General features: G+C 61.1%; 27 protein-coding genes and 1 tRNA gene. 18 read left to right on the plus strand and 10 right to left on the minus strand.

The window, feature by feature from the left end; all coding sequences use genetic code 11:
- Positions 1–81: 81 nt before the first annotated feature.
- The 3 genes from HJB82_RS24365 to mepA form a co-directional block, all read right to left on the minus strand.
- Entirely contained in the window at positions 82–1,107 is a 1,026-nt protein-coding gene (locus HJB82_RS24365; RefSeq protein ID WP_221141769.1) for a glucokinase, read from the minus strand.
- Positions 1,108–1,124: 17 nt separating this feature from the next.
- Positions 1,125–1,505: a methylglyoxal synthase gene (locus tag HJB82_RS24370; RefSeq protein ID WP_164006080.1), complete on the minus strand. Its 381-nt coding sequence runs from the start codon at positions 1,503–1,505 to the stop codon at positions 1,125–1,127.
- A 111-nt stretch (positions 1,506–1,616) separates the two neighbouring features.
- The gene (gene mepA, locus HJB82_RS24375; RefSeq protein WP_207582458.1) at positions 1,617–2,693 is read right to left on the minus strand and encodes a penicillin-insensitive murein endopeptidase; all 1,077 of its coding nucleotides are present in this window, start codon (positions 2,691–2,693) and stop codon (positions 1,617–1,619) included.
- A 46-nt stretch (positions 2,694–2,739) separates the two neighbouring features.
- Between mepA and HJB82_RS24380 the strand changes: the two genes are divergently transcribed.
- The 8 genes from HJB82_RS24380 (at position 2,740) to pncB (ending at position 11,763) form a co-directional block, all read left to right on the plus strand.
- Positions 2,740–2,943, plus strand: a complete 204-nt coding sequence (locus tag HJB82_RS24380) for a hypothetical protein (protein WP_207582459.1) — start codon at positions 2,740–2,742, stop codon at positions 2,941–2,943.
- Between the two features lie 16 nt (positions 2,944–2,959).
- Positions 2,960–4,789 (plus strand): extracellular solute-binding protein, encoded by a 1,830-nt coding sequence (locus HJB82_RS24385; protein WP_207582460.1) that lies wholly within the window; start codon positions 2,960–2,962, stop codon positions 4,787–4,789.
- A 150-nt stretch (positions 4,790–4,939) separates the two neighbouring features.
- Entirely contained in the window at positions 4,940–6,028 is a 1,089-nt protein-coding gene (locus HJB82_RS24390; protein ID WP_207582461.1) for a microcin C ABC transporter permease YejB, read from the plus strand.
- Complete coding sequence (locus HJB82_RS24395) at positions 6,028–7,176, plus strand: ABC transporter permease (RefSeq protein WP_207582462.1); 1,149 nt, start codon at positions 6,028–6,030, stop codon at positions 7,174–7,176. Before HJB82_RS24390 ends, HJB82_RS24395 begins: the two co-directional genes overlap by 1 nt.
- Positions 7,173–8,810 carry an ABC transporter ATP-binding protein gene (locus HJB82_RS24400; protein WP_207582463.1) on the plus strand — a complete coding sequence of 546 codons (1,638 nt, stop codon included), beginning with the start codon at positions 7,173–7,175 and terminating at the stop codon, positions 8,808–8,810. The genes HJB82_RS24395 and HJB82_RS24400 overlap by 4 nt, the downstream gene beginning before the upstream one ends.
- A gap of 8 nt (positions 8,811–8,818) precedes the next feature.
- Positions 8,819–9,775, plus strand: a complete 957-nt coding sequence (locus HJB82_RS24405) for a glyoxylate/hydroxypyruvate reductase A (RefSeq protein ID WP_207582464.1) — start codon at positions 8,819–8,821, stop codon at positions 9,773–9,775.
- 130 nt (positions 9,776–9,905) lie between these two features.
- Positions 9,906–10,271, plus strand: a complete 366-nt coding sequence (locus HJB82_RS24410; RefSeq protein ID WP_221132970.1) for a hypothetical protein — start codon at positions 9,906–9,908, stop codon at positions 10,269–10,271.
- A gap of 187 nt (positions 10,272–10,458) precedes the next feature.
- A complete protein-coding gene (gene pncB, locus HJB82_RS24415; RefSeq protein ID WP_207582466.1) occupies positions 10,459–11,763 on the plus strand; it encodes a nicotinate phosphoribosyltransferase in 1,305 nt (434 codons plus the stop codon).
- Here pncB and HJB82_RS24420 read toward each other — a convergent pair.
- Together HJB82_RS24420 and HJB82_RS24425 are read right to left on the minus strand one after the other, a co-directional pair.
- Positions 11,745–11,984: a CrpP-related protein gene (locus tag HJB82_RS24420; RefSeq protein WP_207582467.1), complete on the minus strand. Its 240-nt coding sequence runs from the start codon at positions 11,982–11,984 to the stop codon at positions 11,745–11,747. The two genes, pncB and HJB82_RS24420, sit on opposite strands and share 19 nt — an antisense overlap.
- A 380-nt stretch (positions 11,985–12,364) precedes the next feature.
- Entirely contained in the window at positions 12,365–12,574 is a 210-nt protein-coding gene (locus HJB82_RS24425) for a KTSC domain-containing protein (protein ID WP_207582468.1), read from the minus strand.
- A 221-nt stretch (positions 12,575–12,795) separates the two neighbouring features.
- On the opposite strand from HJB82_RS24425, the gene HJB82_RS24430 reads away from it, so the two are divergent.
- On the plus strand, positions 12,796–13,533 hold the full coding sequence (locus tag HJB82_RS24430) for a hypothetical protein (RefSeq protein WP_207582469.1): 738 nt from the start codon (positions 12,796–12,798) through the stop codon (positions 13,531–13,533).
- Between the two features lie 255 nt (positions 13,534–13,788).
- Here HJB82_RS24430 and HJB82_RS24435 read toward each other — a convergent pair.
- Positions 13,789–13,878: transfer RNA gene (locus tag HJB82_RS24435), tRNA-Ser, on the minus strand.
- 227 nt (positions 13,879–14,105) lie between these two features.
- Here HJB82_RS24435 and HJB82_RS24440 point away from each other — a divergent pair.
- The 9 genes from HJB82_RS24440 (at position 14,106) to deoA (ending at position 22,700) form a co-directional block, all read left to right on the plus strand.
- On the plus strand, positions 14,106–14,423 hold the full coding sequence (locus HJB82_RS24440) for a hypothetical protein (protein ID WP_207582470.1): 318 nt from the start codon (positions 14,106–14,108) through the stop codon (positions 14,421–14,423).
- Between the two features lie 316 nt (positions 14,424–14,739).
- Positions 14,740–15,732: a BMP family protein gene (locus tag HJB82_RS24445; protein ID WP_207582471.1), complete on the plus strand. Its 993-nt coding sequence runs from the start codon at positions 14,740–14,742 to the stop codon at positions 15,730–15,732.
- Positions 15,733–15,820: 88 nt separating this feature from the next.
- Positions 15,821–17,332 carry an ABC transporter ATP-binding protein gene (locus HJB82_RS24450; protein WP_221141770.1) on the plus strand — a complete coding sequence of 504 codons (1,512 nt, stop codon included), beginning with the start codon at positions 15,821–15,823 and terminating at the stop codon, positions 17,330–17,332.
- 7 nt (positions 17,333–17,339) lie between these two features.
- Positions 17,340–18,443 (plus strand): ABC transporter permease, encoded by a 1,104-nt coding sequence (locus tag HJB82_RS24455; protein ID WP_207582473.1) that lies wholly within the window; start codon positions 17,340–17,342, stop codon positions 18,441–18,443.
- Positions 18,444–18,453: 10 nt separating this feature from the next.
- Positions 18,454–19,425, plus strand: a complete 972-nt coding sequence (locus HJB82_RS24460; RefSeq protein WP_207582474.1) for an ABC transporter permease — start codon at positions 18,454–18,456, stop codon at positions 19,423–19,425.
- 1 nt (position 19,426) lies between these two features.
- On the plus strand, positions 19,427–19,816 hold the full coding sequence (locus HJB82_RS24465) for a cytidine deaminase (protein WP_207582475.1): 390 nt from the start codon (positions 19,427–19,429) through the stop codon (positions 19,814–19,816).
- Entirely contained in the window at positions 19,813–20,622 is an 810-nt protein-coding gene (locus HJB82_RS24470) for a purine-nucleoside phosphorylase (RefSeq protein ID WP_221141771.1), read from the plus strand. The genes HJB82_RS24465 and HJB82_RS24470 overlap by 4 nt, the downstream gene beginning before the upstream one ends.
- Positions 20,615–21,391: a deoxyribose-phosphate aldolase gene (deoC, locus tag HJB82_RS24475; RefSeq protein ID WP_207582477.1), complete on the plus strand. Its 777-nt coding sequence runs from the start codon at positions 20,615–20,617 to the stop codon at positions 21,389–21,391. The genes HJB82_RS24470 and deoC overlap by 8 nt, the downstream gene beginning before the upstream one ends.
- Before the next feature lies 1 nt (position 21,392).
- Positions 21,393–22,700 carry a thymidine phosphorylase gene (gene deoA, locus HJB82_RS24480; RefSeq protein ID WP_221141772.1) on the plus strand — a complete coding sequence of 436 codons (1,308 nt, stop codon included), beginning with the start codon at positions 21,393–21,395 and terminating at the stop codon, positions 22,698–22,700.
- A gap of 4 nt (positions 22,701–22,704) precedes the next feature.
- On the opposite strand, the gene HJB82_RS24485 is transcribed toward deoA, so the two are convergent.
- The 4 genes from HJB82_RS24485 to HJB82_RS24500 form a co-directional block, all read right to left on the minus strand.
- Positions 22,705–23,274: a TIGR02281 family clan AA aspartic protease gene (locus tag HJB82_RS24485; RefSeq protein WP_207582479.1), complete on the minus strand. Its 570-nt coding sequence runs from the start codon at positions 23,272–23,274 to the stop codon at positions 22,705–22,707.
- Positions 23,275–23,400: 126 nt separating this feature from the next.
- A complete protein-coding gene (gene upp, locus HJB82_RS24490) occupies positions 23,401–24,030 on the minus strand; it encodes a uracil phosphoribosyltransferase (protein ID WP_003544477.1) in 630 nt (209 codons plus the stop codon).
- Between the two features lie 111 nt (positions 24,031–24,141).
- Positions 24,142–25,110 (minus strand): adenosine deaminase, encoded by a 969-nt coding sequence (locus HJB82_RS24495; RefSeq protein ID WP_207582480.1) that lies wholly within the window; start codon positions 25,108–25,110, stop codon positions 24,142–24,144.
- On the minus strand, positions 25,107–26,327 hold the full coding sequence (locus HJB82_RS24500; RefSeq protein ID WP_207582481.1) for a phosphopentomutase: 1,221 nt from the start codon (positions 26,325–26,327) through the stop codon (positions 25,107–25,109). Before HJB82_RS24500 ends, HJB82_RS24495 begins: the two co-directional genes overlap by 4 nt.
- Between the last annotated feature and the right edge of the window lie 75 nt (positions 26,328–26,402).

A 26,402-nucleotide genomic window follows, 5' to 3' on the forward strand; every position in this document is an offset into this window, starting at 1 on the left:
AGAGTTGGGACTGGTTTGGCTAGAGCGCCGCGCGTCCGGATAGGACGCGAAAGGGGCGCTCTATTGCTCTGCGCGCCGGGGTCAGCGCCGCCAGCGGCGGCCTTCCGTCGAGACGCCGAAATTCGCCGGCATGCGGGCATAGGAGGAAAGCCCGGCAAGCGCTGCCAGCGGATGCGTCACCACATAGGTCGGGATGGTGCGAAGCAGCGCCGTATGCGGCGCCTTGTCCTCGAAGGCGATGCGGAATTCCGGCCTCTTCAACGCCGGGAGGATCTTCTGTGAGATGCCGCCGGACAGATAGACGCCGCCGCGCGCCATGAAAACCATCGCCATGTCGCCCGCCACCCGGCCGAGATAGGTGGCAAACAGCGAGACGGTCTCAACGGCCGCCTTGTCGCTGCCGGCAAGTGCGTGCGAGGTGATGTCGGCCGGATCCTTCATCGTCGGCTGGATGCCGTCGACCAAGCAGATGGCGTGGTAGAGGTTGACGAGGCCGCGCCCGCAGAGGATCTGCTCGGCGGAGACGCGGCCTTCGATCGTCTCGATATGGGGGAAGATTTGATAGTCGCGTTTGCTGCGCGGTCCGAGATCGACATGGCCGCCTTCGCCGGGAACCGGGATCCAGCTGTGTTGGGCATGCACCAGCCCGCCGACGCCGAGACCGGTGCCCGGTCCGAGCACGACGCGGGAGGCGATTAGGTCGCCGGTGGCGTCGCCGATGCGTTCGCGGTTCTCATCCGAAAGGGCGGCGACTGCCAGCGCCTGCGCCTCGAAATCGTTGACGACGAGCACGTCCTCCATGCCGAGGCCCTCGATCATCGTCTTTGGCCGCACCACCCAGTCGCAATTGGTCAGCGGGATCTCGTCGTCGTTGATCGGGCCGGCGACAGCAAGGATCGCCGAACGCGGCTGCACGGCTGTTTTGTCGAGCACGCCTTGCTGGATCGCTTCCTCGATCGTCGCGAAATCCGCCGTGCGCACGTTCGGAAACTGCTTCGGCTCGGCATAGGCATCGGTCAGGATGGAGAAGCGGGCATTCGTGCCGCCGATATCGCCGATCAGGATCGGGAAAGGCAGCGGAGCGGTGCTGTTGTTCGGTTTTGGCATGGCCGGTTCCGTGCTGATCAGGCTTCGAGTGTGGGAAGAAGTTTTATAGCGGTCGCGTGGTTGAGCGCCATCGGAATATCGTAAAAGATCGCCAGCCGCATCAGCGCCTTGACGTCGACATCGTGCGGCATCGGCGTCAAGGGGTCGACGAAGAAGATCAGGGCGTCGACCTCGCCGGTCGAAATCAGCGCGCCGATCTGCTGGTCGCCGCCGAGCGGTCCGCTTTTCAGCCTGGTGACGTCGAGATCCGGGGCGGCGTCGAGCACCCGCCCGCCGGTCGTGCCGGTGGCGACGATCTTCCAGCGGGAGAGGATGTCCCGGTGAGCGCGGGCGAAATCCGCCATGTCGTCTTTCTTCTGGTCATGCGCAATCAATGCAAGGCATTTGCCGCCGGCCATGAACCCAATCTCCGCCCAAGCAATTCAATCGATTTGACCGCTTCTATACCAAGAATTTGCGATTTGAAAGACAGCGCGCCCTCCCTCGGCGCCTCGGTCTCGGGCCGCCCTTCATTGTATCGCCGGCTTGTCGTTTGGAACCGGCCCGACATCCGGCAGTGCCCCATCGGGATCGGCGGCCGGCTCTGCTGCCGGAGCGGCGGTGAGCGCGCTTGCGGCGGAAGCTCCGCTATAGGTGGCGGCCTGCATCGAGGCGACGGCAGCGGCATCGAGCACCGCGGCGCAGCCCTTCGGCAGGTCCGAAACCATCATCTCGCGCGGCGGTTTCGGCGGTTTGGCGCCGGGCTTCGGCGGTTTCGGCGGCGCCCAGGGGGCCGGCGTGAACCACCAGGCGAGCGACTTGTCGCAGCCATCGCCGGCGGCAACAGGGGCTTGCGGCGTGCATCCGGCCGCACCGGCCGGGCATTTGATGCGGATGTGGAAATGCGAGTCATGGCCGTATTCCGGCCGAAGCTTGCCGAGATTGGTGCGGTCGCCCGTCCAGGTGTCGCACATCTTCTTCTTGATCGCCGGGTTGACGAATATGCGTTGCACCTCGGGATAGCTTGCCGCCAGCATCAGCAGCCGCGCCCGCGATTGCGTCCACACGTTCGGGTCGACGGTCAGGAACTTGTCCTTCTGCAGCATCGTGGTGAAGGGCAGGTCCTCGCGCTCCTTGGCCGTCATGCGGCGCGCCGGCATCGGCGTAAACCAGACATCGGCATCGAGGCCGATCTGGTGCGAGGCATGACCGTTGAACATCGGCCCGCCGCGCGGCTGCGCAATATCGCCGACGAGGATACCCGGCCAGCCGGCATATTTGGCCCCGTCCTCAGAAAGACGTTCGAGCAGCGAAATCATCGCCGGATTGCCCCAGCGGCGATTGCGCGAAAGCCGCATCGCCTCCCAGGTCGGCCCGTCGGTCGGCAGCGCCACCGCCCCGGTCATGCAGCCCTTGGCGTAAAAGCCGATCGGCTGCGCCGACCCCTGGGTCGGCATGCTGACGGCGCCGAACTGGCCTTTGGCGCTGCCTGGGCTTGGCGTCTTCTGCTCAGCGCCGACATCGCCGGCGGCAAGGCCTGCGCCGATTGCGCCGGCAAGCGTCAGTTTGCCGAATCTCCTGAAAGCCTGCGCGAAGCCGAAAGCCATACTATTTCCTTGAACCGCTGCCGAAGTGATTTGCGTCGAATCTATCGTGAAAAGCGATTTTGGTGAATCGATGATTTGGCTGGCGGGGATCGCCGCAGGCGGTGACGGATCGCCGCAGCGCTCGCCCGATCCCGCTGACGCTTTCAACCTTGACGCGGCCGAGCCAGGTCAAATTTTCGCGTGCCCGGCAAAAACCAAACTCTCTCCTGTTTTTCGCCGGTATTTTTCGTATTGTCGAACCCATCAATAATCAGGGGAAAGCGTGAATGGCTCTGTGGTCGAAGATCGGTGTATTTCTATCGCTTGCGGGGGCCTTGGCGCCCATGACGGCAACGGGTCAGGACCAGCCCTTTAAGATCGGCAGCTCCGTCATCAGCGAGATGAAGTACAAGCCGGGCTTTGCGCATTTCGACTATGTCAATCCTGATGCACTGAAAGGCGGAGATCTGCGCCTTTCAGCAAGCGGCGCCTTCGACACCTTCAACCCTCTGCTGGCAAAAGGCCAAACAGCGATAGGTCTGTCGCTTGCCTACGACACGTTGATGAAGCCGGCAGATGACGAACTCCTGGTCTCCTACGGTCTGCTTGCCGAGGGGCTATCCTATCCCGTTGACGTCTCCAGCGCGACATTTCGCCTGCGCAAGGAGGCGAAATGGGCAGATGGTCAGCCGGTAACGCCCGAAGACGTCATCTTCAGCCTGGACAAGACCAAGGAATTGAACCCCCTCGCCGGTAACTATTACCATCACGTCGTCAAGGCGGAAAAGACCGGCGATCGGGACGTCACCTTCATCTTCGACGAGAAGAACAACCGCGAACTGCCAAACATTCTTGGCCAGTTGATGATCGTGCCGAAACATTGGTGGGAGGCGGCCGGACCGGATGGCAAGCCGCGCGACATTACCAAGACGACTCTGGAGCCGGTGATGGGTTCCGGGCCTTACAAGATTGCTTCCTTCTCGCCCGGCGCCACGATCCGTTATGAACTGCGTGACGACTATTGGGGCAAGGATCTCAATGTGAATGTCGGCCAGAACAATTTCCGCAATGTCATCTACACCTATTTCGGTGATCGGGATGTCGAGTTCGAAGCCTTTCGCGCCGGCAATAGCGACTATTGGCAGGAGACTACGGCTGCCCGCTGGGCGACGGGATATGATTTTCCTGCAGTCAAGGAAGGACGCGTCAAAAAAGAGGAGGTTGCAAATCCGCTACGCTCCACCGGCATCCTGCAAGCGCTCGTACCCAACATGCGGCGTGACCTCTTCAAGGACGAGCGGGTCCGCGAGGCGCTGAACTACGGCCTCGATTTCGAGGAGCTGAACCGCACCGTTGCCTTTAACAGTTACAAGCGCATCGACAGCTATTTCTGGAACACCGACCTCGCCTCCTCCGGTCTGCCGCAGGGGCGTGAGCTCGAATTACTGCAAGGCCTGAAAGACAAGATTCCCCCGGAGGTCTTCACAACGCCGTACACCAATCCCGTCGGCGGCGATCCGCAGAAGAGCCGCGACAACCTCCGCAAGGCGATTGCTCTTCTGAAAGAAGCCGGTTGGGAGCTAAAGGGCAATCGCATGGTCAATACCAAGACCGGCCAGCCGATGAGTTTCGAGATACTGTTGTCGAGCGCCATGTTGGAGCGCTGGGCGGTGCCTTATGCCAGCAATCTCAAGAAAATCGGCATAGATGCGCGGGTTCGGACAGTCGACGCTTCGCAAGCTGTCAACCGCGAACGCAGCTTTGATTACGATATGATCTGGAATGTCTGGGCGGAGACGATGAATCCGGGCAATGAGCAAGCCGACTATTGGGGATCCGGCTCGGTCAACCAGCAGGGTTCTCGCAACTACGCCGGCATTGCCAACCCGGCCGTGGATGAGCTCATTCGCATGATTATCTTCGCGCCGAACCGCGACGAACAGGTCGCTGCGATCAAGGCCATGGACCGGGTCTTGCTTGCAAATCACTACGTCATCCCGCTGTTCTACCGTGATACCTACAACATCGCCTATTGGAACACTGTCACGCATCCGGCCGAGTTTCCGGCCTACAGCCTTGGCTTCCCCGATGCCTGGTGGTCGACCTCGGCAAAATGAGCGGGCTTGCAATACAGGGGTCCTGGGCTCCAAATGGCACGAGCGAATCACGACACGTCGGCAGGGCCGGCAACGGAAGGCTGACGGATTGAGCGGCATTGGACTGGACGGCGGGCAGGCAGAAAAATCATTCCCGGAGGCTGAAGGCTGATGGGCGCCTATATCTTTCGCCGCCTGCTATTGATGATCCCGACCATCATCGGGATCATGGCGATTTCCTTCACCGTCATTCAGTTCGCCCCCGGCGGCCCCGTCGAGCAGGTGATCGCCCAATTGACCGGTCAGGCCGACAGTGCCGACCAGCGTCTGTCCGGCGGTGGCGATCTTCTCGGCGGCGGCGGTAACGACGAAGGCTCTAAATATCGAGGCGCCCAGGGCCTCGATCCGGAACTGATCGCCAAGCTCGAAAAGCAGTTCGGCTTCGACAAGCCGCCGTTGACGCGGTTTGGCGAAATGATGTGGAATTACATCCGCTTCGATTTCGGCGAGAGCTTCTTCCGCAATACCTCCGTGCTCGAACTCGTCAAGGAGAAGCTGCCTGTGTCGATCTCGCTCGGCATCTGGATCCTGATCTTCTCCTATGCGATTTCCATCCCGCTCGGCATCCGCAAGGCGATCAAGGATGGATCGACCTTCGATGTCTGGACGTCCGGCGTCATCGTCGTCGGTTATGCCGTACCAAGCTTCCTCTTCGGCATTCTGCTGATCGTGCTTTTTGCCGGCGGCTCCTTCTACGACTGGTTTCCGCTGCGCGGCCTGGTCTCCGATAATTTCGACCAGCTGGCCTGGTGGCAGAAGCCGCTCGACTATTTCTGGCATCTCACCTTGCCGCTGATCTCGCTTTCGCTGTCGGCCTTCGCCACGACGACGCTGTTGACCAAGAACTCGTTCATCGAGGAGATCAAGAAGCAATATGTCGTCACTGCCCGCGCCAAGGGCCTGAACCAGCGGCAGGTGCTCTACGGTCATGTCTTCCGCAACGCCATGCTGATCATCATCGCTGGTTTTCCCGGCGCCTTCATCTCGGCTTTCTTCACCGGCTCGCTGCTGATCGAGAACATCTTCTCGCTGGATGGCCTCGGCCGTCTCGGCTATCTCTCGGTCATCAATCGGGATTACCCGATCGTCTTTGCCACGCTCTACATCTTCTCGCTGCTCGGCCTCGCGGTCAGCCTGGTTTCCGACTTGATCTACACCTGGATCGATCCGCGCATCGATTTCGAGCGGAGGGATGTCTGATGGACGCCGCCGCAAATCCTGCTGTTGCAGCGCCCGTCAAGCCGCCGCGCAAGGGCCTGCTGTCGCCGACCAACATCCGTCGCTGGCAGAATTTCCGGGCGAATGGCCGCGGTTACTGGGCGCTGTGGCTGTTTCTGCTGCTGTTCGTCCTCAGCCTGTTTGCCGAGTTCCTCGCCAACGACCGGCCGATCATCGCCTCCTACAAGGGCGAGATCCTCTTGCCGGTTCTCATTGACTATCCCGAGGAGAAGTTCGGCGGCTTCCTCGCCGAGACCGACTACCGTTCCTCGGTGATATCGGATGAGATCAATGCCAATGGCTGGATGATCTGGCCGCCGATCCGTTATTCCTACCGCTCGGTCAACTCAAACATTCCGCATTCGGCACCGACTGCCCCCTTCTGGCTGATGACCAGGGAGGAGCGCTGCGCCGGCTATCCGCAGGCCGTGAACGATCCGGATTGCACGCTGGGCAATCTCAACTGGCTCGGCACCGACGACCAGGCCCGCGACGTGCTGGCGCGCGTCATCTACGGTTTCCGGATTTCGGTGCTCTTCGGCCTGGTGCTGACCATCTGCTCGGCGATCATCGGCGTGACCGCGGGTGCGGTGCAGGGCTATTTCGGCGGCTGGACCGATCTGCTTTTGCAGCGTTTCATTGAAATCTGGTCGTCGATGCCGGTGCTTTACATCCTACTGATCATCGCGGCCCTGCTGCCGCCCGGCTTCTTCGTGCTGCTCGGCATCATGCTGCTCTTTTCCTGGGTCGGCTTCGTCGGCATCGTGCGAGCCGAATTCCTGCGTGCCCGCAATTTCGAATATGTCCGCGCCGCCCGCGCGCTCGGCGTCAACAATCGCACCATCATGTGGCGCCACCTGCTGCCGAACGCCATGGTCGCGACGCTGACCTTCCTGCCCTTCATCCTCTCAGGCTCGATCACCACCCTGACCTCGCTCGACTTCCTCGGCTTCGGCATGCCGCCTGGCTCCCCTTCGCTCGGTGAAATGATCGCTCAGGGCAAAAGCAACCTGCAGGCGCCGTGGCTCGGGCTGACGGCCTTCTTCGCCATGTCGATCATGCTTTCCCTGCTGATCTTCATCGGCGAAGCAGTGCGCGATGCCTTCGACCCGAGGAAGACGTTTCAATGAGTGACATGACAGAACCGCTCCTTTCCGTCCGCGATCTCTCTGTTGCCTTTCATCAGGGCGGCGAGACCTCGCTTGCTGTCGATCACATCTCCTTCGATATCGCCAAGGGTGAGGTCGTGGCGCTGGTCGGCGAATCCGGTTCCGGCAAGTCGGTCTCGGCCAACTCGATCCTGCGGCTTTTGCCCTATCCCTCGGCAAGCCATCCCTCCGGCGAGATCCTGTTCAAGGGCAAGAACCTTCTGAAAGCGTCGGAACGGGCGTTGCGCGAAGTGCGCGGCAACGACATCACCATGATCTTCCAGGAGCCGATGACCTCGCTCAATCCGCTTCATTCGATCGAGAAGCAGATCGCCGAGATCCTGGCGCTGCACCAGGGCCTCACCGGCCAGCCGGCGCGCCAGCGCATACTGGAACTGTTGAACCAGGTCGGCATCCGCGAGCCTGAGAAGCGCTTGAAGGCCTATCCGCACGAGCTCTCCGGCGGCCAGCGCCAGCGCGTCATGATCGCAATGGCGCTCGCCAACCGGCCGGAATTGCTGATCGCCGACGAGCCGACCACCGCCCTCGATGTCACCGTCCAGGCGCAAATCCTCGAATTGCTCCGGCAGTTGAAGGCCGTGCACGGCATGTCGATGCTGTTCATCACCCATGACCTCGGCATCGTGCGTAAATTTGCCGATCGCGTCTGCGTCATGACCAAGGGCAGGATCGTCGAAACCGGAACGGTCGAGGACGTCTTCGCCAATCCGAAGCACGAGTATACCCGCCACCTCCTCGCCTCCGAACCGCGAGGCGAGCCGCCGCTTGCCGATCCCGCAAAGCCGATGGTGATGGAAGGTTCCGACATTCGCGTCTGGTTCCCGATCAAAGCAGGGCTGATGCGCCGCGTCGTCGATCACGTGAAGGCGGTCGACGGCATCGATCTTTCGCTGCGTGCCGGGCAGACGCTCGGTGTCGTCGGCGAATCCGGTTCCGGCAAGACCACGCTTGGCCTGGCGCTCACCCGGCTGATTTCCTCGCAAGGGCGAATTGCCTTCGTCGGCAAGGATATAGCCGGCTATTCGTTCAGCGAGATGCGGCCGTTGCGCAACCAGCTGCAGGTGGTTTTCCAGGATCCCTACGGGTCGCTCAGCCCGCGAATGTCGGTCGGCGATATCGTCGCCGAAGGGCTGAAGGTCCATGAGCGCTCTTTGACATCGGAAGAGCGCGACCAGCGCGTCTGCTGGGCGCTGGAGGAAGTCGGTCTCGATCCCCTGACCCGCTGGCGTTATCCGCACGAATTCTCCGGCGGTCAGCGCCAGCGCATCGCCATTGCCCGCGCGATGGTGCTGAAACCGCGCTTCGTCATGCTCGACGAGCCAACCTCCGCGCTCGACATGAGCGTGCAGGCCCAGGTGGTCGATCTCTTGCGCGATCTGCAGAGGAAGCACGATCTCGCCTATCTCTTCATCAGTCATGACCTGAAGGTGGTGAAGGCGCTCGCCAACGACGTCATCGTCATGCGATTTGGCAAGGTGGTGGAGCAGGGCCCGTCATCGGAAATCTTCCGCGCGCCGAAGGACGAATACACCAGGGCGCTGATGGCGGCCGCTTTCAACATCGAGGCGGTGCCGACGCCTGCCGTGCAGCAGTAAAGATGATCATGCCGACACCTCCCGTTCTCGTCGATATCAAGTTCAATCCCGAAGGCGTCGCCCGCGTGTTGAAGACGGCCTTTTCCGATCGCGGCAGCATCAATCTCGCCGATGCGGCCGATCGGATGCGCGATCTCCGCGAGGCCGAATATGCGCTGCTCTGGAAGCCGGATGCCGACCTTTTCGCACGGGCGCCAAACCTCAAGGTGATCTTCTCCGGCGGCGCCGGCGTCGACCATATTATCGGCATGGACGGTCTGCCGGAGATCCCGATCGTCCGTTTCGTCGATCGCAGCCTGACGACCCGCATGAGCGAATGGGTGGTCATGCAGTGCCTGATGCATCTGCGGGGGCAATATGCCCATGACAGCCACCAACGGCAGCGCCAATGGGCCAAGCTGATCGCGCCGGAAGCGGCGGAGGTGACGGTCGGCGTCATGGGCCTCGGCATTCTCGGGTTGGATGTGGTCGCCAAGCTGAAGGTGATGGGTTTTAACGTCATCGGCTGGTCGCGCACCCGCAAGGAGATCGACGGCGTCGAAACCTTTGATGCCGGCGCATTGGACGGGTTCCTCGCAAGGACCGACATCCTTGTCGGCTTGCTGCCGCTCACCGCTGAGACGACGGGGTTTTATGATAGCGGGCTATTCAAAAAGCTGCGCTGCGACGGCGCGCTCGGGCGCCCGATCCTCATCAATGCCGGCCGCGGCAAGAGCCAGGTCGAAGCCGATATCGTTTCCGCGATCCGCGACGGCACCCTCGGCGGCGCTTCGTTGGATGTCTTCGAGGTGGAGCCGCTTGGGCTCGACAACCCGTTGTGGGAACTGGAGAACGTCTTCATCACGCCGCACGACGCGGCGGTCTCCGAAGAAAACGCGCTGTTCCGCCATGTCGAGACGCAGATCGCCCGTTTCGAGCGCGGCGAGCCGCTGCAATTCGTGGTCGACCGCGCCGTCGGCTATTAGAGCGTCATGCAGAAACCTGTCAGCGCCTAAAATCATCCGGATCTAGGCCCCCGGAACCTTCCAGACGGCCACCCGTTTCCCTGTGGAATTCTCGGGCCGGATCGGCCCGTCAAGACAGCGGAAGGAGACGATGATGGCACATCAGACGGAAACACGCTGGGAAAAGTCTGACGGCAAGCTTCACGAGGAAGAGCAGATCCCCCCGGTGAAGGCGAGGCAGGGGCGCACGGGTTATCGCATCCTGCTGGTGCTGCTCGCCGCGCTGGTGTTGGCTTTCGTGGTTTGGATCCCGGTGGAGATCTGGGGCAAGCGCGAAGCAAACGAGGTGGCGCCGCAGCAGCCCGGCCAGCAGCTGCAGTCGCAGCAGCCTGCCACGGCACCTGCGCCAACGCTGCAAAACGGCACTGCGGTTCCGACCGAGACGCCAAACACTAAGCCGGCCGCCCCTGGTGTCACGCCTGCAGCGCCGGCCCAACCCGTAGCGCCGGCCCAATAAGCATTCGGTAAATGACCTCTCGCATCCCGCCGCCATTCGCGCCGCGGGATGCTTGTTGTTTTATCTGGACTTTGTCTGTCGATTTTTCGATAAGAAGGCGCACGAGCCGGTTCGTGCGCCGGCCCGGACTTGGCAATAGCCGGGAATTTGGCGGCACCTGACCGGAGTGGACAGGGGCAGGAATTTTATGGCCAGGACCGATATTGCAAGACGCGTCTACAATCACGCCTGGAAACTCGATCCGATCGTTCGCAGCCTGATCGATACCGACTTCTATAAGCTTCTGATGCTGCAGATGATCTGGAAGCTTTATCCTGACGTGAACGCGTCTTTTACCCTCATCAATCGGACCAAGCGCGTGCGCCTTGCCGATGAGATCGACGAAGGCGAATTGCGCGAACAGCTCGATCACGCCCGCACGCTGAAACTCGCCAAGAAGGAGATGATCTGGCTGGCGGGTAACAGTTTCTATGGCCGCGCCCAGATCTTCGAGCCGGAATTCCTCGCCTGGCTTTCCAACTTTCAGCTGCCCGAATACGAGCTGTCGAAGAAGGACGGTCAATATGTACTGGATTTCCATGGGGCCTGGAAGGAAACCACCATGTGGGAGATCCCGGCGCTCGCCATCGTCAACGAATTGCGGTCGCGCTCGGCGATGAAGGCGCTCGGTCCCTTCACCCTCGATGTGCTCTATGCCCGCGCCAAGGCGAGGATGTGGTCGAAGGTCGAACGGCTGAAGGAACTGCCGGGCTTGCGCATTTCCGATTTCGGCACCCGCCGCCGTCACAGTTTCCTCTGGCAGCGCTGGTGCGTCGAAGCGCTGAAGGAAGGCATCGGCCCGGCCTTTACCGGCACCAGCAACGTGTTGCTGGCGATGGATTCCGATCTCGAGGCCGTCGGCACCAATGCCCACGAACTGCCGATGGTGGCTGCCGCCCTTGCGCAAACCGATGAGCAGCTGCGCAACGCGCCCTACAAGATCCTGCGCGACTGGAACAAGCTCTATGGCGGCAACCTTCTGATCGTCCTGCCGGATGCTTTCGGCACTGCCGCTTTCCTGCGCGACGCGCCGGAATGGGTCGCCGACTGGACCGGCTTTCGCCCGGACAGTGCCCCGCCGATCGAAGGCGGTGAAAAGATTGTCGACTGGTGGAAGAAAATGGGTCGCGATCCGCGCCAGAAGCTGCTGATCTTCTCCGACGGTCTCGATGTCGACGCCATCATCGATACCTACCGGCATTTCGAAGGCCGCGTGCGCATGAGCTTCGGCTGGGGCACGAACCTGACGAACGATTTTTCCGGCTGTGCGCCGATCGAAATATCCGGCCTCAACCCGATCTCGGTCGTCTGCAAGGTCAGCGACGCCAACGGCCGTCCGGCGGTCAAACTCTCCGACAATCCGCAGAAGGCGACGGGTGACCCCGCAGAGGTCGAGCGCTACCTGAAATTCTTCGGCGCCGAGGACAGGATCGATCAGACCGTTCTGGTGTAGGCGAGCGACAATGCGCCGCCATCCCGTGGCGCATTGCTTTGCCCCGCCATCGCATCCTCGATCGACCAGCCGAAGCGCCAGGCGTCAAACATCGAGTACCATTCCTGGAAATCGGTGATCGGCAGAATATCCGGCTTCGACATCGGATTGTCGGCCAAGCTGCGGCCACGCGCACGGTCCCGTACGCCACGCTCCTGCATCTCAAGCAGAGTCTCGAACATCGTCACCCCCTTGGTCCTATCCGATAGATTTATGCAATCATGCTAATAAAACATTGTCGAGTCCGGATTCGATGATTGGAGTTTTTCACAGGATTAGCCCCTAATCGCTAGTTCAGGGGTAACGGAGACCGCAACGACCCGGGATCATGCGATCACGATCAACGAAAATAGCGTGACGGGGAGGCCCGGCTTTCTGGCTGGGGTCCGCCACCGAGCCTCCCGGCTAGCCGACCCTGAACAAGCCGGCAGCGCCGACACGTTGCCGCCTTCCGGCCGACGCGATCCAACCAGGATAACAGGGAGGGTTAAAGGGCCGTTAATATCCACCGGACCTGTCCCGATCGGGAGCATTCCGGGACGTAAGCTGGCGCCTCCGCTTGTCAGGCAGCCAGTCTCCGAAACCGGGTTCTGATCCGGTCGAGGTAATAATGGCCGGGAGACGGCGCCACTGTCATCGCATGGGCTTCCGAGGACGGAACGCCTTCGAACAGCCGCTCCTCCCCATTCTTGAAGCAAATCCTGAGCCGCGCGTCTTCCTGGCTGAAATAGACGGACTTGATGATCTTCGACTTTACCGACAGTTCTTCCACCTGTTTAATCTCCGTGTTTTAGTTTGGCAGAAGATAAACCCAAACGTGCAAAGACGCGGTGAAGCGGCATGGTAAAAAATCAGGAATCGTTCGACGCGCTGTGGGCCGTCGACATATTCTTGGTTCCCAGCACGTTGATGACGCGCCCTGCATTTGACAGCGCTGTATTTTGATGACGATATCTCGACTCGGCAGCGAGCGGCAGGCTAGCAGGGGTGACAATGCTGAGTGACACGATTTCCTTCCTAAGGCATAATCTGTTTCTTATTTGTTTTGTTGTTGCAATAAGTTGCGCGGTCATAGTATTTTCTGAGTACAATGAGAGCAGTCGTGGCGGTTCAACTCAGTTTTTTGTTGCGCTATATTTAGGATATTGTGCCCAAAATACCATATTGAGCGGAACGGAACGAGTGCAGATCAACCGAGGGATGGTTGGGTTTGGCAGCTACATCTGGAAAAATTTCCTCATTGTGCTTGTCGTAATGGCTATCGTAATCGGCCTCCCTCTCGCCTTCGGCGCCGCTTCCTTGTCGACGGGTGGACTTGTACTGGTATGCGGCGGGCTGTTCGCAATTAGCTATCCGTCGCTCCTCGCCCTTGTCGGAACCTGGCCGACTGCCGGAATTGCAGGTTCAACCAGCGGACTTGCAGATGCCTTTGCCAGGGGCCGACATGGCTTCGTTCCAACCTTTTTGCGCCTGTTTGCCGGGATTATTCTTCCCTCTATCGTTCCGTTTCTATTGATGGCCATAGCGGCGTCTATGTCATACCAAGCGGCTGCTGTTTTTCAGGGTGGAAAAATAAGCCTCGCGGCTTTGGCACTGCTTATTGTTTCGCAAAGCCTAGGGACATTTGGAATATGCTATGCCTCCATCGTTCTGGCTCGCAAATTTCAGATGTCCGAGGGAGGGCTTCATACAATCTCAGCGACAAGCGAGATCTCGGAAATTTTCCAATAGGTATCCGTAACCGTGATCACGTTGGATCGTTCTTGGCAGGCAATTCGATCGCCGGGCGGCTGAGCGAAAAGGCTTTTGAGTTCTGTCCCACAAGTCGGAGCCTCAAGCTTCTTCGAGTCGGTTTCGTCATGGTCAGGTGAGAAGCGCAGATGTCTGCAAGCGCAGACTGTTCTCCGGGTACGCGCCTTCGGGCACGCAATCGATTTTCTCGAATCTTGCGGTGTCGCTGAAGATGCAAGGGGTCCCCTTGCGGTATGGCGGACAGGGTGGGATTCGAACCCACGGTACGCTTTCACGTACACACGCGTTCCAGGCGTGCGCCTTAAACCACTCGGCCACCTGTCCTTCTTTGGCGTTCGCGCCTGGATAGGAGCAAATCGTCGGAACGGCGCGATATATACCGATGAATTTTTGTCGATCAACCGAAATCTAACAGTTTTTTGACTTCTTCAGATAAAACTCGCCTCGACCCGTCCATTGTGCTTCACATCATCGATGACTATGTAATTCTCAAGGTGGAGAATGGCGCGGCCGGCCGGAATTGTCTGGCATAACGAGCGTCGGAGGAATTGATGCGTTTCCTGTTGCGTCTGGCCAGCCTTGTCGCGCTTGCGGCGGCCGTTATTGCCGGGACCATCGATTCGATCCAATCGGTTGCAGCGTCCTCAGTGGTGATGACGCCGATCTCCGATGCCTGGCAGGATGTGAGCCCGACAACCCTCATGTCGCTGCAATCCTCCCTTTCCTACTATGTCCACCCGCGGTTCTACACCTTCATCTTCCAATGGCTGATGCTCCAGCCGGCCTTTGCCGTTTTCCTGGTGATCGCGCTGCTTCTCTGGATGATCGGTTATAAGAAGCCGCCGGTGGCTGGTCGCTTCACCGCATAGGCAAGCCCTTTTGCCGCCGCGACCCGGCCGGGAATCCGATCGGCCTCCATTGTTTCCGTAGCCCCGACATGGCTGCCGGATTGGCTGGAAATTTCGCATCCCGACGACGGAAATGTCTAAAAATCAGCCCCGAAGAACGGATTTTCGGCAATCGCTGCAAATCTTTACCAGCTGAAAAATTTCTGGTGAATTTTTCCGTGAGCCATGCAAGGATGCACGCAGCCAGGCCTCCGGGGGGAGGTCGGTGGTTCCGCAGACATGTCCGAAAAGGACTTGCGGGAGGACCCCTAACGAATAGCAACAACAGGGCTGCACAATGAAAAAAACCCTTCTCACTCTCCTTGCCGTGGCTGCCATGTCGACGACGGCGCTCGCTGCCGATGTCAAGCCGGCGCTGGTTTACGGCACCGGCGGGAAGTTCGATAAGTCCTTCAACGAGGCGGCCTACAACGGCGCCGAGAAGTTCAAGGCCGAGACCGGCATTGCCTATCGCGACTTCGAGCCGACGGGCGACACCCAGGGCGAACAGGCCATCCGCAACTTTGCAAGCCGCGGTTTCAATCCGGTGGTAGCCGTTTCCTTCGCCTGGACCTCGGCCATCGAGAAGGTCGCAGCCGAATTCCCCGACACCAAGTTCATCATCGTCGACTCCGTCGTCGATAAACCGAACGTTCGCTCGGTGGTCTACAAGGAAGAAGAAGGCTCTTACCTCGTCGGCGTTCTCGCCGGCATGGCATCGAAGACCGGCAAGGTCGGCTTCGTCGGCGGCATGGACATTCCGCTGATCCGCAAGTTCGAATGTGGCTATGAACAGGGCGCACGCGCCGCCAAGGCCGATGTCGAAGTTTTCCAGAACATGACCGGCACCACGGGTGCAGCCTGGAATGACCCGGTTCGCGGCGGCGAACTCACCAAGAACCAGATCGATCAGGGCGCCGATGTCATCTACGCGGCAGCTGGTGCTACCGGTCTCGGCGTTCTGCAGACGGCCGCCGACAACAAGAAGCTTTCGATCGGCGTCGATTCCAACCAGAACCATCTGCATCCGGGCTCTGTTCTGACCTCGATGGTCAAGCGCGTCGATCTCGCCGTCTACAACGCCTATACCGACACTAAGAACGACAAGTTCACCGGTGGCGTCCAGGCGCTCGGCGTCAAGGAAGAGGGTGTCGGCGCAGCGATCGACGACAACAACAAGTCGTTGATCACGCCGGAAATGCAGGCGGCCGTCGACAAGGCCAAGGCCGATATCATCGCGGGGACCATCAAGGTTCACGATTACACCTCGGACAACGCTTGCCCGAAGTGATCCGCGCCCGGAAATGATCGACGATTGAGATCGGGCGTATGGCGGAGGGGATTTTCGCCATACGCCCTTTTCTTATTTGGAGCCTGCAGTGACAGATAAGCCCGCTATCGAGCTTGTCGGCATCGATAAGAAATTCGGTGCCGTCCATGCCAACAAGGACATCAACCTCACCGTCGCCAGGGGGACGATCCACGGCATCATCGGCGAAAACGGCGCCGGCAAATCGACGCTGATGTCGATCATCTACGGTTTCTACCATGCCGATAGCGGCGAGATCCGCGTCAACGGCAATCCCGTCACCATCCGCGACAGCCAGGCGGCGATCGCCACCGGCATCGGCATGGTGCACCAGCATTTCATGCTGGTCGACAATTTCACGGTGCTTGAGAACATCATGCTCGGCGCCGAAGGCGGCATGCTGCTGGCGAGAGGTGTTGCATCGGCCCGCGCCGAACTCAAGCGGCTGGAAACGGAATACGGTCTCGAGGTCGATCCGGATGCGCTGATCGAAGAGCTTCCGGTCGGCCTGCAGCAGCGCGTCGAAATCCTGAAAGCCATGTATCGCGGCGCCGAGATCCTGATCCTCGACGAACCCACCGGCGTGTTGACGCCGGCAGAGGCCGATCACCTCTTCCGCATCCTCAAGGTGCTGCGCGACCAGGGCAAGACGATCATCCTCATCACCCATAAGCTGCGCGAGATCATGGCGATCACCGATACCGTCTCGGTCATGCGCCGCGGCGAGATGGTCGCGACCCGCAAGACGGCGGAAACGACGGTGGAGGAGCTTGCCGAGCTGATGGTTGGTCGCCGCGTGCTGCTGCGCGTACAGAAAGGCGAGGCGAACCCCGGCGCCGCCGTGCTCTCCGTCCGCAACCTTTCGGTCAAGGACAATCGCGGCGTCACCATGGTCGACAATGTCTCCTTCGACGTGCGCGCCGGCGAGATCGTCGGCATTGCCGGGGTTGCCGGCAACGGCCAGTCCGAATTGCTGGAAGCGATTGCCGGCATCCGCAAGCCGACCTCCGGCGAAATCCTTCTCGACGGCCAGACGATCGACAAGGCCGATCCCGCCCGCCTGCGCGAACTCGGTCTCGCCCATATTCCCGAAGACCGCCACCACATGGGCTTGGTGCTGAGATTTGAGGAATACGAAAATTCCGTGCTCGGCTATCACCGGCGCCCGGGCTACAGCAAAGGTCCGCTACTTGATCTCGAAGCGATCCGCAAGGATGCGATGGAGATGATCGAGAAATACGATATCCGTCCGCCGAACCCGCGGCTGAAGACGGCGAATTTTTCCGGCGGCAACCAGCAGAAGATCGTCGTTGCCCGTGAGATCGAGCGCGATCCGAAGATGCTGATCATCGGCCAGCCGACCCGCGGCGTCGATATTGGCGCCATCGAATTCATCCACCGCCGGATCATCGAAATGCGTGACGCCGGCAAGGCGATCCTGCTCGTCTCCGTCGAACTCGATGAAGTCCGCTCCCTTTCAGACCGTATCCTTGTCATGTTTGCCGGCCATGTGGTCGGCGAGAAGACGCCCGATGCCGGTGAACAGACCCTCGGCCTGATGATGGCCGGCATTGCCGCGTGAGGCCTTTATGAGCACTGCTTCCGTTCCGCTACCACACTGGATCAACTACGGCCTGATTCCGCTTTTAAACCTCGTCGTCGCCTTCCTGATCTCCGGTTTTGTCGTCTGGCTGATCGGCGAAAGCCCGCTAGACGCGCTGTCGCTGCTGCTCGAGGGCGCGCTCGGCAACGGCGAAGGCATCGGCTTCACGCTCTACTATGCGACGAGCTTCATTTTTACTGGCCTCTCCGTCGCGGTGGCAATCCATGCCGGCCTCTTCAACATCGGCTCCGAAGGCCAGGCCTATGTCGGCGGTCTCGGCTGCGCGCTGGTGGCACTGGCGCTCGATCGTTACGTGCCCTGGTATGTGACGATGCCGATCGCCGTCATCGGCGCAGGTCTCTTTGGTGCGGCCTGGGCCTTCATCCCCGCTTTCCTCCAGGCAAAGCGCGGTAGCCACATCGTCATCACGACGATCATGTTCAACTATATCGCCGCCGCCCTCATGGTGTATCTGCTGGTGCACGTGCTGATCGTGCCGGGCAAGATGGCGCCTGAAACCCGCACCTTCCTTGAGGGAGGGCAGCTTCCAAAGCTTGGTTGGCTCATGACGACGTTCGGAGCCAAGCTGGGTGCTGCGCCGTTCAACGTCTCCTTTATCATCGCCCTTCTTGCCGCCTGGTTTGTCTGGGTCCTGATCTGGCGCACCAAGCTCGGCTTCGAGATGCGCACGCTGGGCGTCAGCCGAACGGCGGCCGACTATGCCGGCATCCCCTATGCCCGCACGGTCATTGTCGCCATGCTGCTCTCCGGCGCCCTTGCCGGCATGATGGCGCTGAACCCCGTCATGGGTTCGTCGGCCCGCCTGCAGGTGGAATTCGTCGGTGGTGCCGGCTTCGTCGGCATCGCCGTGTCGCTGATGGGCCGCAACCATCCGCTCGGCATCATCATGGCGGCGATCCTGTTCGGCATCCTCTACCAGGGTGGCGATTGGGTCTCCTTCGAAATGCCGAACATCACCCGCGAGATGATCCTTGTCATCCAGGGTCTGGTGATCCTCTTCGCCGGCGCGCTGGAATACATGTTCCGGCCGGCGATGGTGCGGCTCTACCAACAGTTCAAGCGCGGTTAAGGAGCGGGCGATGGATTATTATGACATCTTCATCAGCGTTCTGAGCTCGACCATCCGCCTGTCGATCCCGCTGATCTTCACCGCCCTTGCCGGTCTGTTTTCGGAACGCGCCGGCATCTTCGATATCGGCCTTGAGGGCAAGATGCTGGGCTCGGCCTTTGCTGCCGCCTGCATCGCCTATCTCACCGATTCGGCCTGGCTCGGGCTCGGTGCCGGCATCGTCTGTTCGGTGGCGCTCAGCCTGGTGCATGGCTTTGCCTCGATCACCAACCGCGGCAATCAGATCGTCTCGGGTGTGGCGATCAACTTCTTCATCGCCGGCATCACCATCGTGCTCGGTCAGGCCTGGTTCGGCCAAGGCGGGCGCACGCCGCAGCTGTCGCCGGATGCGCGTTTCGCACCGATCATCCTGCCGGGTGCCGATGCCGCCCGCGACATACCGATCTTCGGCCCGCTTTATGCCAATGTCATATCGGGCAACAATATTCTGACCTACCTCGCCTTTCTTGCCGTGCCGTTTTCCTGGTGGGTGCTTTACCGCACCCGCTTCGGCCTGCGGCTGCGCGCCGTCGGCGAAAACCCCGGTGCGGTGGATACGGCCGGCATCTCGGTCGCCTGGCTGCGCTACCGCGCCGTCATGTGCGCCGGCATCCTCTGCGGCTTTGCCGGCACCTATCTGGCAATCGCCCAGTCCGCCGCCTTCATCAAGGACATGTCGGCCGGCAAGGGCTACATCGCGCTCGCCGCCCTCGTCTTCGCCAAGTGGAAGCCGGTGCCGGTGATGTTTGCCTGCCTGCTCTTCGGCTTCCTCGATGCGCTGGCCAATTTCATGCAGGGCAAGCAGGTGCCGCTGATCGGCGAAGTGCCAGTGCAGGTCTTTCAGGCGCTGCCCTATATCCTGACCTGCGTCCTGCTTGCCGGCTTCATCGGCGTCGCGACCCCGCCGAAAGCCGGCGGCGTGCCCTATACGAAGGAGCGTTGATATGTCCCACGACCTGTTCGAAGCCGCCCGCGGCGCGATGGCTTTTGCCCATGCGCCCTATTCGAAATTCCCGGTCGGTGCGGCGATCCGCGCCGAGGACGGCAAGGTCTATACCGGCGCCAACATCGAAAACCTGTCCTTTCCGCAAGGGTGGTGTGCCGAGCCGACGGCGATCAGCGCCATGATCATGGGCGGCGCCAAGAAGATCGTCGAAATGGCGGTCATTGCCGAGAAGCTGCCGCTCTGCCCGCCCTGCGGCGGTTGCCGCCAGAAGATCTCCGAATTCGCCTCCAAGGAGACGAAGATCTATCTCTGTGATGACGCAGGCGTGCAGAAGACGATGACGATGGAAGAGCTTCTTCCCTTCAGCTTCGAGACCGAACTCGGATGAAGGCGACAGTCAACCTGCTTGCCGCTTTGCTCGGCGGCATCAAGCCGCGCCACGGCATCGTGCTCGGCTCCGGTCTCGGCTCCCTGGTCGGCCAGCTGGACGGCGCCGTGCGTGTTCCCTATCGCGACCTGCCGGGCTTTCCCGTCAGTGCCGTCTCCGGTCACGCGGGCGAAGTCGTCGCCGGCCGCCTTGGAGGCGTGCCTATCGTCATGCTCTCCGGCCGTGTGCATTATTACGAAAAGGGCGATGCCAGCGCCATGCGCCTGCCGATCGAGGTGCTGAAGGCGCTCGGCGTCGAAGCGCTGATCCTGACCAATTCTGCCGGATCGCTAAGCGACGACCTGCCGCCCGGTTCGGTGATGCAAATCACCGATCACATCAACTATTCCGGCATGAACCCGCTGATCGGCGAGGAAAGCGACCATCGTTTCGTCGGTATGACCAATGCCTATGATGCGGGCCTTGCTGGGGCGATGCAAAGGGCAGCGGCCAAACTCGAAATCGAGCTGGCGCGCGGTGTCTATATGTGGTTTTCGGGCCCGAGCTTCGAAACGCCCGCCGAAATCCGCATGGCCCGCATCCTCGGTGCCGATGCCGTCGGCATGTCGACGGTGCCCGAGGTCATCATTGCAAGAATGCTGGGCCTGAGGGTTGCCGCCGCCTCGGTTATCACCAACTATGGGGCTGGCATGACCGGCAATGAGCTCAGCCATGAAGAAACCAAGGACATGGCGCCCATCGGCGGCGCCCGTCTCGCCGCCATATTGAAAGACATGATTGCGGCCGGAGGAAGTAAAGATGAATAGCCATTCCATCCGGGAAACGGCGGCTGTCGCCCTTTCCCTTCTCGATCTCACCAATTTGAAGGACGATTGCACCGAGGCGCAGATCGATGTGCTCTGCGCCCGCGCGCAGACGCCCTACGGCAACAGCGCTGCAATCTGCATCTGGCCGCGCTTCGTCGCTCAGGCCCGCAATATCCTCGGCATCGGCCATGCCGTGCGCATCGCTACCGTCGTCAACTTCCCCTCCGGCGATATGGAAGTGGCCGACGTCGCCGCCGAGACACGCGAGGCGATTGCCGACGGCGCCGACGAGATCGATCTGGTCATCCCCTATCGCAAGCTGCTTTCCGGCAATGAGAAGGCGGTGACCGACATGGTCAGGGCCGTGCGCGCCGAATGCGCCGGCCTTGTCCTTCTGAAGGTCATCATCGAGAGCGGCGAGTTGAAGGATGCGGCATTGATCCGCCGCGCCTCTGAACTCGCCATCGACGCCGGCGCCGATTTCATCAAGACATCTACCGGCAAGGTCGCCGTCAATGCGACACTCGAGGCCGCCGACATCATGATCCGCGCCATTCGCGAAAGCGGCCGCAAGGTCGGGTTCAAGCCAGCCGGCGGCATCGGTTCGGTGGCTGATGCCGCGCTCTATCTGAGTCTTGCCGAAACCATCATGGCGCCCGACTGGGCGATGCCGTCGACCTTCCGTTTCGGCGCTTCCAGTCTGCTTGACGATATCCTGGCGGTTCTGAGCGGAACACAGTCTGCACCGGCTGCGGCGTCGAGCTATTGAGATGATCCCGCAGGAGATCATCCGGCGCAAGCGCGATGGCGACGAGCTCGACCCCGACGATATCCGGTCCTTCATCGCAGCACTCGCTGCCGGTCAGCTGTCGGAAGGCCAGATCGGCGCCTTCGCCATGTCCGTCTGGTTCAAGGGCATGTCGCGGGCCGAGACCGTCGCCCTGACGCTGGCGATGGCCGACTCCGGCGACAGGCTGCAATGGGCCGATATCGACCGCCCGATCGCCGACAAACATTCGACCGGTGGCGTCGGCGACAATGTTTCGCTGATGCTGGCGCCGATCGCTGCGGCCTGCGGTCTCGCCGTTCCGATGATTTCAGGGCGCGGCCTTGGCCATACCGGTGGCACGCTGGACAAGCTCGAATCCATTCCCGGCTATATGATTACCCCGGATGCGAACCTGTTCCACAAGGTCGTGAAGGAGGCCGGATGCGCCATCATCGGCCAGACTGGGGCCCTTGCGCCTGCCGACGGCCGGCTCTATGCCGTGCGCGATGTGACTGCAACCGTCGATTCCATTCCCCTCATCACCGCCTCCATCCTGTCGAAGAAGCTTGCGGCCGGGCTTCAGACGCTGGTGCTGGACGTCAAGGTCGGCAACGGCGCCTTCATGGCCGACCGTGCCCAGGCGGAGATCCTGGCGCAGTCGCTGGTCGAGGTCGCCAATGGCGCAGGCGTGAAGACCTCGGCGCTGATCACCGACATGAACCAGCCGCTCGCCGATGCAGCCGGCAATGCGGTCGAGATGCGCAACTGCCTGGATTTCCTGGCGGGTAGGAAGGCGGACACGCGGCTCGAAACCGTCATTCTTGCCTTCGCCGCCGAGATGCTGGTGAAATCGGGCATTGCACCTTCCCCTGATGAAGGCGAGGGGATGGCGCGCAAGGCGCTGTCATCGGGACAGGCGGCCGAGGTTTTCGCCCGCATGGTCTCCATGCTCGGCGGTCCGGCCGATCTTATCGAAAACCCCGGCAAATATCTGGCCAGGGCGCCTGCGGAAAAACCTGTTCTCGCCCCTCGGTCCGGCTGGCTTGCCGCCTGCAACGCGCGCGGTATCGGCATCAGCGTCATCGATCTCGGCGGCGGAAGACGCCATCCGGCCGACCGGATCGATCATCGCGTCGGCTTCTCCGAGCTTCTGTCGCTTGGCACCCGTGTCAGCGCCGGCGAACCGATCGCGCTGGTTCACGCCGCCGACGAAGCGGCGGCGGAACGGGCAGCGGCGGCACTCGCCGCGCATTACCGCATCACCAAGGAAAAGCCGGAGCTGCCGCCGGTGATCTCGACCCGGATCTGATGGTTTATTGCTTCAGGCTGAGCGAACCGTCGGCGACGGAATAGGAGGCGAGCTTCTGTAGGAAGCTCATGCCGACTAGCGTCGTCGTCAGCGCTTCGTCCTTGAGGACGAAGGCTTCGACGTCCCGCACGCGGATGCCGCCGATTTCCACCCGGTCGAGCATCACATGCGCCGCCTTCGTCTGGCCGTTTGCGGTGTTCACCCCGTAGCGGAAATCGAGCTGGTTTGCGGTGAAGCCCAGTCGGCGGGCGAGCGTCTCGTTGAGCGCGACATAGGTGGCGCCAGTATCGATCAGGCCTTGCACCGACTTGCCGTTGATCTTGAAGCCGCCGGTATAATGGCCCTGGGCATCCGCTTGCAGACGGATCGCATTGCTGCCTGAGACCGGTGCGGGTGCCGCGGGCTTGTCGCTTTCGGTCGATAGGTAATTGGCGGAAAGCGCGTCAGCAGACCGCTGGCCGGTGTCTCCGAAGAAGGAAGGCACCTGTGTTGCGAGCACCGCGGCGATGCTGGCGAATAGGACGGTACGCACGAGCATGAAACAGAAATCCTTCCTGTATAAACCCCGCTTCATGCGGGGCCTCATGCTTCGGAATTGCTAAACCTCAAGTGCTGACAAGTTGCTAATATCGCCAACAAAAAGGCCCGGAATGAACCACCGGGCCTTCAAGGCTTTCGATTTGGTAAACGAAATCTGAAATTACTTGGTGCCGTACATGCGGTCGCCGGCATCGCCGAGGCCGGGCATGATATAGCCCTTTTCGTTGAGATGACTGTCGATCGACGCAGTGAACACGGGAACATCGGGATGCGCGGCGCGAAAGTTGCGGATGCCTTCGGGAGCGGCAAGCAGGCAGAGGAAGCGGATATTGTGGGCGCCGCGTTCCTTGAGCTTGTCGATCGCGGCGATCGACGAATTGCCGGTTGCAAGCATCGGGTCGACGACGATGATCAGCCGCTCGGCCACGTCTTCCGGAGCCTTGAAGTAATATTCGACCGGCTGCAGCGTTTCGTGGTCGCGGTAAACGCCGATATGCGAGACGCGGGCGGAAGGCACGAGATCGAGCATGCCTTCGAGCAGGCCGTTGCCGGCGCGCAGGATCGAGGCGAAGACCAGCTTCTTGCCTTCGAGGATTGGCGATTCCATCGTCTGCAGCGGCGTCTCGATCGTTTCCATTGTCAGTTCGAGATCGCGGGTCACCTCGTAACAGAGCAGCGTCGAGATTTCGCGCAGCAACCGACGGAAACTTCCCGTCGATGTCTCCTTGCGCCGCATGATGGTGAGTTTGTGCTGCACCAGCGGGTGATCGATGACCGTGACGCCGTCCATGGGGAAGCCTTTCATTTTCTATCGAATGTTTCTTTCACGGAAATCGGCCCGACTGCAAGAGTGGCGGCCAATTTGCGCCGATCATCCCCAGCCTCGCTCCACCTTTGGCTCTCAAAGTCGGGCGAGCAGGGCCTTGCGTGTCTCATCGTCGACGAAGGCAGCTTCGATTGCCGTTCGTGTCATCGCATCGATCTCGTCGTCGCTGAGGCCGAAAGCCTCGGCGGCAAGTTCGTATTCCCGCTCCAGTGAGGTATGAAAGAACGGCGGATCGTCCGAGCTTATCGTCACGCGCACGCCGGCGTCCTTCAGCCGGCGCAGCGGATGCGAAGCGAAATCGGGAAAGACCTTAAGCGCGATATTGGAGCCCGGGCAGATCTCCAGCACGGTGCCGAGATCGGCAAGCCGCTTCACCAGATCGAGATCCTCGATGGCGCGCACGCCATGGCCGATGCGCGAGGGGCGCACGGCATCGAGCGCGTCGGCGACACTGAAGGCGCCGCAGACCTCGCCGGCATGAATGGTGAGCCCCAGGCCGGCATCGCGGGCGATATCGAAGGCCCTGGCATAGTCGGCGACGCGCCCCATCCGCTCCTCGCCGGCAAGGTTGAAGCCGGTAATCAGAGGATTGCCGGCCTTTGCCGCGTATTCGGCGGCGCCGATCACGCTCTCCGGACCGAAATGCCGCTCGCCGGTGACGATCAGCCGGGCCTCGATACCGCTCTTTTCCCTGGCCCGCCGGATGCCTTCGCAGATGCCTGATATATAGGCGTCGGCACCCAACCCGATGCGTTTGCCGTGGTCGGGCGAAACGATCAGTTCGCTGTAGATCGTATTGATGCCGGCGAGTTGGTCGAGATAGGTTTCGGTCAGAAGCGCATAGTCCTCCTCGGTCCTGTAGACCTCGGAAACCTTGTCGTAACATTCGAGGAAGCTTGCGAAATCATGCCAGACATAGGCGCCGCCGCGAAGCTCGCCGCTGATATCGACACCGTATTTGTGCGCCTGCGCCTCGGTCAATTCAGGAGGTGCCGCACCCTCCAGATGACAGTGCAGTTCGACCTTCTTCAAATGCGACGTCACAGAAAACTCCTTCCATGCGGTCCCGCCGGAATGCCGAGATGGCGCGCTAAGCTCTCGCCGATATCGGCATAGCTGCGGCGCACGCCGATCGAACGCGACCGGATGCCTGGGCCATAGGCGATGACGGGCACGCGCTCGCGCGTATGGTCCGTGCCGCGCCAGGTCGGGTCGCAGCCGTGGTCGGCGGTGAGCACGACGAGATCGCCTGGCTTCAGCTTCTTGTGGACTTCGGCCAATCGGGCATCGAAGGCTTCGAGTGCCGCGGCATAACCCGGCACATCGCGGCGATGGCCGTAAATCATGTCGAAATCGACGAAATTGGTGAAGACGAGATCGCCGTCCTCGGCCTCGTCGATGGTTGAGAGCGATGCATCCATCAGCGCATCGTTGCCATTTGCCTTAATGACCCTGGAAATGCCCTGATGCGCGAAGATGTCGCCGATCTTTCCGACAGCATGCACGTGCCGGCCGTGTTCGATAAGCCGGTCGAGCAGCGTCGGCTCCGGCGGTAGCACGGAGAAGTCGCGCCGGTTTCCGGTGCGCTGGAAGGTCGAGGGGGACTGACCGATGAAGGGCCGGGCGATGACGCGACCGATATTGTAGCGATCGAGCATCCCGCGGGCTAGACGGCAGAAAGTGAGCAAGCGATCGAGACCGAACTGCACCTCGTGCGCAGCGACCTGGAAGACCGAATCCGAGGAGGTGTAGCAGATCGGCTTGCCGGTGTGGATATGCTCCTCGCCGAGCCGGGCGATGATCTCCGTTCCAGAGGCATGGCAGTTGCCGAGAATGCCGGGCACATCGGCCTCCCTGCACAATGCCTCGATGAATTCGGCAGGAAAGGCCTCGCCCTCCATCGGGAAGTAACCCCAATCGAAACTGACAGGTGTTCCTGCGATCTCCCAATGGCCTGATGGCGTGTCCTTGCCGCGGGAGATTTCGGTGGCGGCGCCATAAATTCCGTAGACCTTCTCGGGAACGGGCATGCCGGCCGGGAACCGGCCGGAGGCCGATCGGGCGATCTGCATCAGCCCGAGTTCCGACAGGTTGGGCAGGGAAAGCGGCCCGCTGCGCAATCCGGCACGATCTGCGGCTCCGGCTGCGCAGAACTCGGCGATATGGCCGAGCGTATCGGCGCCCTCGTCGCCATAGGCCGCCGCATCCGGCGCTCCGCCGACGCCGAAAGAATCCAGAACGAAAAGAAAGGCACGCGCCATTTTACACCCGAGAGAGCCGATCGCCGGCCCCAGGGACGTCGGAGCGGCAGAGCCTCAGGCATATAATGCTGCGGC

Source organism: Rhizobium sp. NZLR10, from assembly GCF_019685125.1.
Classification (GTDB): domain Bacteria; phylum Pseudomonadota; class Alphaproteobacteria; order Rhizobiales; family Rhizobiaceae; genus Rhizobium.

Bases quoted from the DNA above. Each gene is read 5' to 3' on its own strand.
- HJB82_RS24460 (WP_207582474.1), top strand. From the start codon at position 18,454: ATGGATTATTATGACATCTTCATCAGCGTTCTGAGCTCGACCATCCGC.
- HJB82_RS24405 (WP_207582464.1), top strand. From the start codon at position 8,819: ATGCCGACACCTCCCGTTCTCGTCGATATCAAGTTCAATCCCGAAGGC.
- deoA (WP_221141772.1), top strand. From the start codon at position 21,393: ATGATCCCGCAGGAGATCATCCGGCGCAAGCGCGATGGCGACGAGCTC.
- HJB82_RS24365 (WP_221141769.1), bottom strand. From the start codon at position 1,107: ATGCCAAAACCGAACAACAGCACCGCTCCGCTGCCTTTCCCGATCCTG.
- HJB82_RS24400 (WP_207582463.1), top strand. From the start codon at position 7,173: ATGAGTGACATGACAGAACCGCTCCTTTCCGTCCGCGATCTCTCTGTT.
- HJB82_RS24430 (WP_207582469.1), top strand. From the start codon at position 12,796: ATGCTGAGTGACACGATTTCCTTCCTAAGGCATAATCTGTTTCTTATT.
- pncB (WP_207582466.1), top strand. From the start codon at position 10,459: ATGGCCAGGACCGATATTGCAAGACGCGTCTACAATCACGCCTGGAAA.
- deoC (WP_207582477.1), top strand. From the start codon at position 20,615: ATGAATAGCCATTCCATCCGGGAAACGGCGGCTGTCGCCCTTTCCCTT.
- HJB82_RS24500 (WP_207582481.1), bottom strand. From the start codon at position 26,327: ATGGCGCGTGCCTTTCTTTTCGTTCTGGATTCTTTCGGCGTCGGCGGA.
- HJB82_RS24410 (WP_221132970.1), top strand. From the start codon at position 9,906: ATGATGGCACATCAGACGGAAACACGCTGGGAAAAGTCTGACGGCAAG.
- mepA (WP_207582458.1), bottom strand. From the start codon at position 2,693: ATGGCTTTCGGCTTCGCGCAGGCTTTCAGGAGATTCGGCAAACTGACG.
- HJB82_RS24420 (WP_207582467.1), bottom strand. From the start codon at position 11,984: ATGTTCGAGACTCTGCTTGAGATGCAGGAGCGTGGCGTACGGGACCGT.
- HJB82_RS24395 (WP_207582462.1), top strand. From the start codon at position 6,028: ATGGACGCCGCCGCAAATCCTGCTGTTGCAGCGCCCGTCAAGCCGCCG.
- HJB82_RS24455 (WP_207582473.1), top strand. From the start codon at position 17,340: ATGAGCACTGCTTCCGTTCCGCTACCACACTGGATCAACTACGGCCTG.
- HJB82_RS24470 (WP_221141771.1), top strand. From the start codon at position 19,813: ATGAAGGCGACAGTCAACCTGCTTGCCGCTTTGCTCGGCGGCATCAAG.
- HJB82_RS24390 (WP_207582461.1), top strand. From the start codon at position 4,940: ATGGGCGCCTATATCTTTCGCCGCCTGCTATTGATGATCCCGACCATC.
- HJB82_RS24440 (WP_207582470.1), top strand. From the start codon at position 14,106: ATGCGTTTCCTGTTGCGTCTGGCCAGCCTTGTCGCGCTTGCGGCGGCC.
- HJB82_RS24465 (WP_207582475.1), top strand. From the start codon at position 19,427: ATGTCCCACGACCTGTTCGAAGCCGCCCGCGGCGCGATGGCTTTTGCC.
- HJB82_RS24445 (WP_207582471.1), top strand. From the start codon at position 14,740: ATGAAAAAAACCCTTCTCACTCTCCTTGCCGTGGCTGCCATGTCGACG.
- HJB82_RS24485 (WP_207582479.1), bottom strand. From the start codon at position 23,274: ATGAAGCGGGGTTTATACAGGAAGGATTTCTGTTTCATGCTCGTGCGT.
- upp (WP_003544477.1), bottom strand. From the start codon at position 24,030: ATGGACGGCGTCACGGTCATCGATCACCCGCTGGTGCAGCACAAACTC.
- HJB82_RS24370 (WP_164006080.1), bottom strand. From the start codon at position 1,505: ATGGCCGGCGGCAAATGCCTTGCATTGATTGCGCATGACCAGAAGAAA.
- HJB82_RS24385 (WP_207582460.1), top strand. From the start codon at position 2,960: ATGGCTCTGTGGTCGAAGATCGGTGTATTTCTATCGCTTGCGGGGGCC.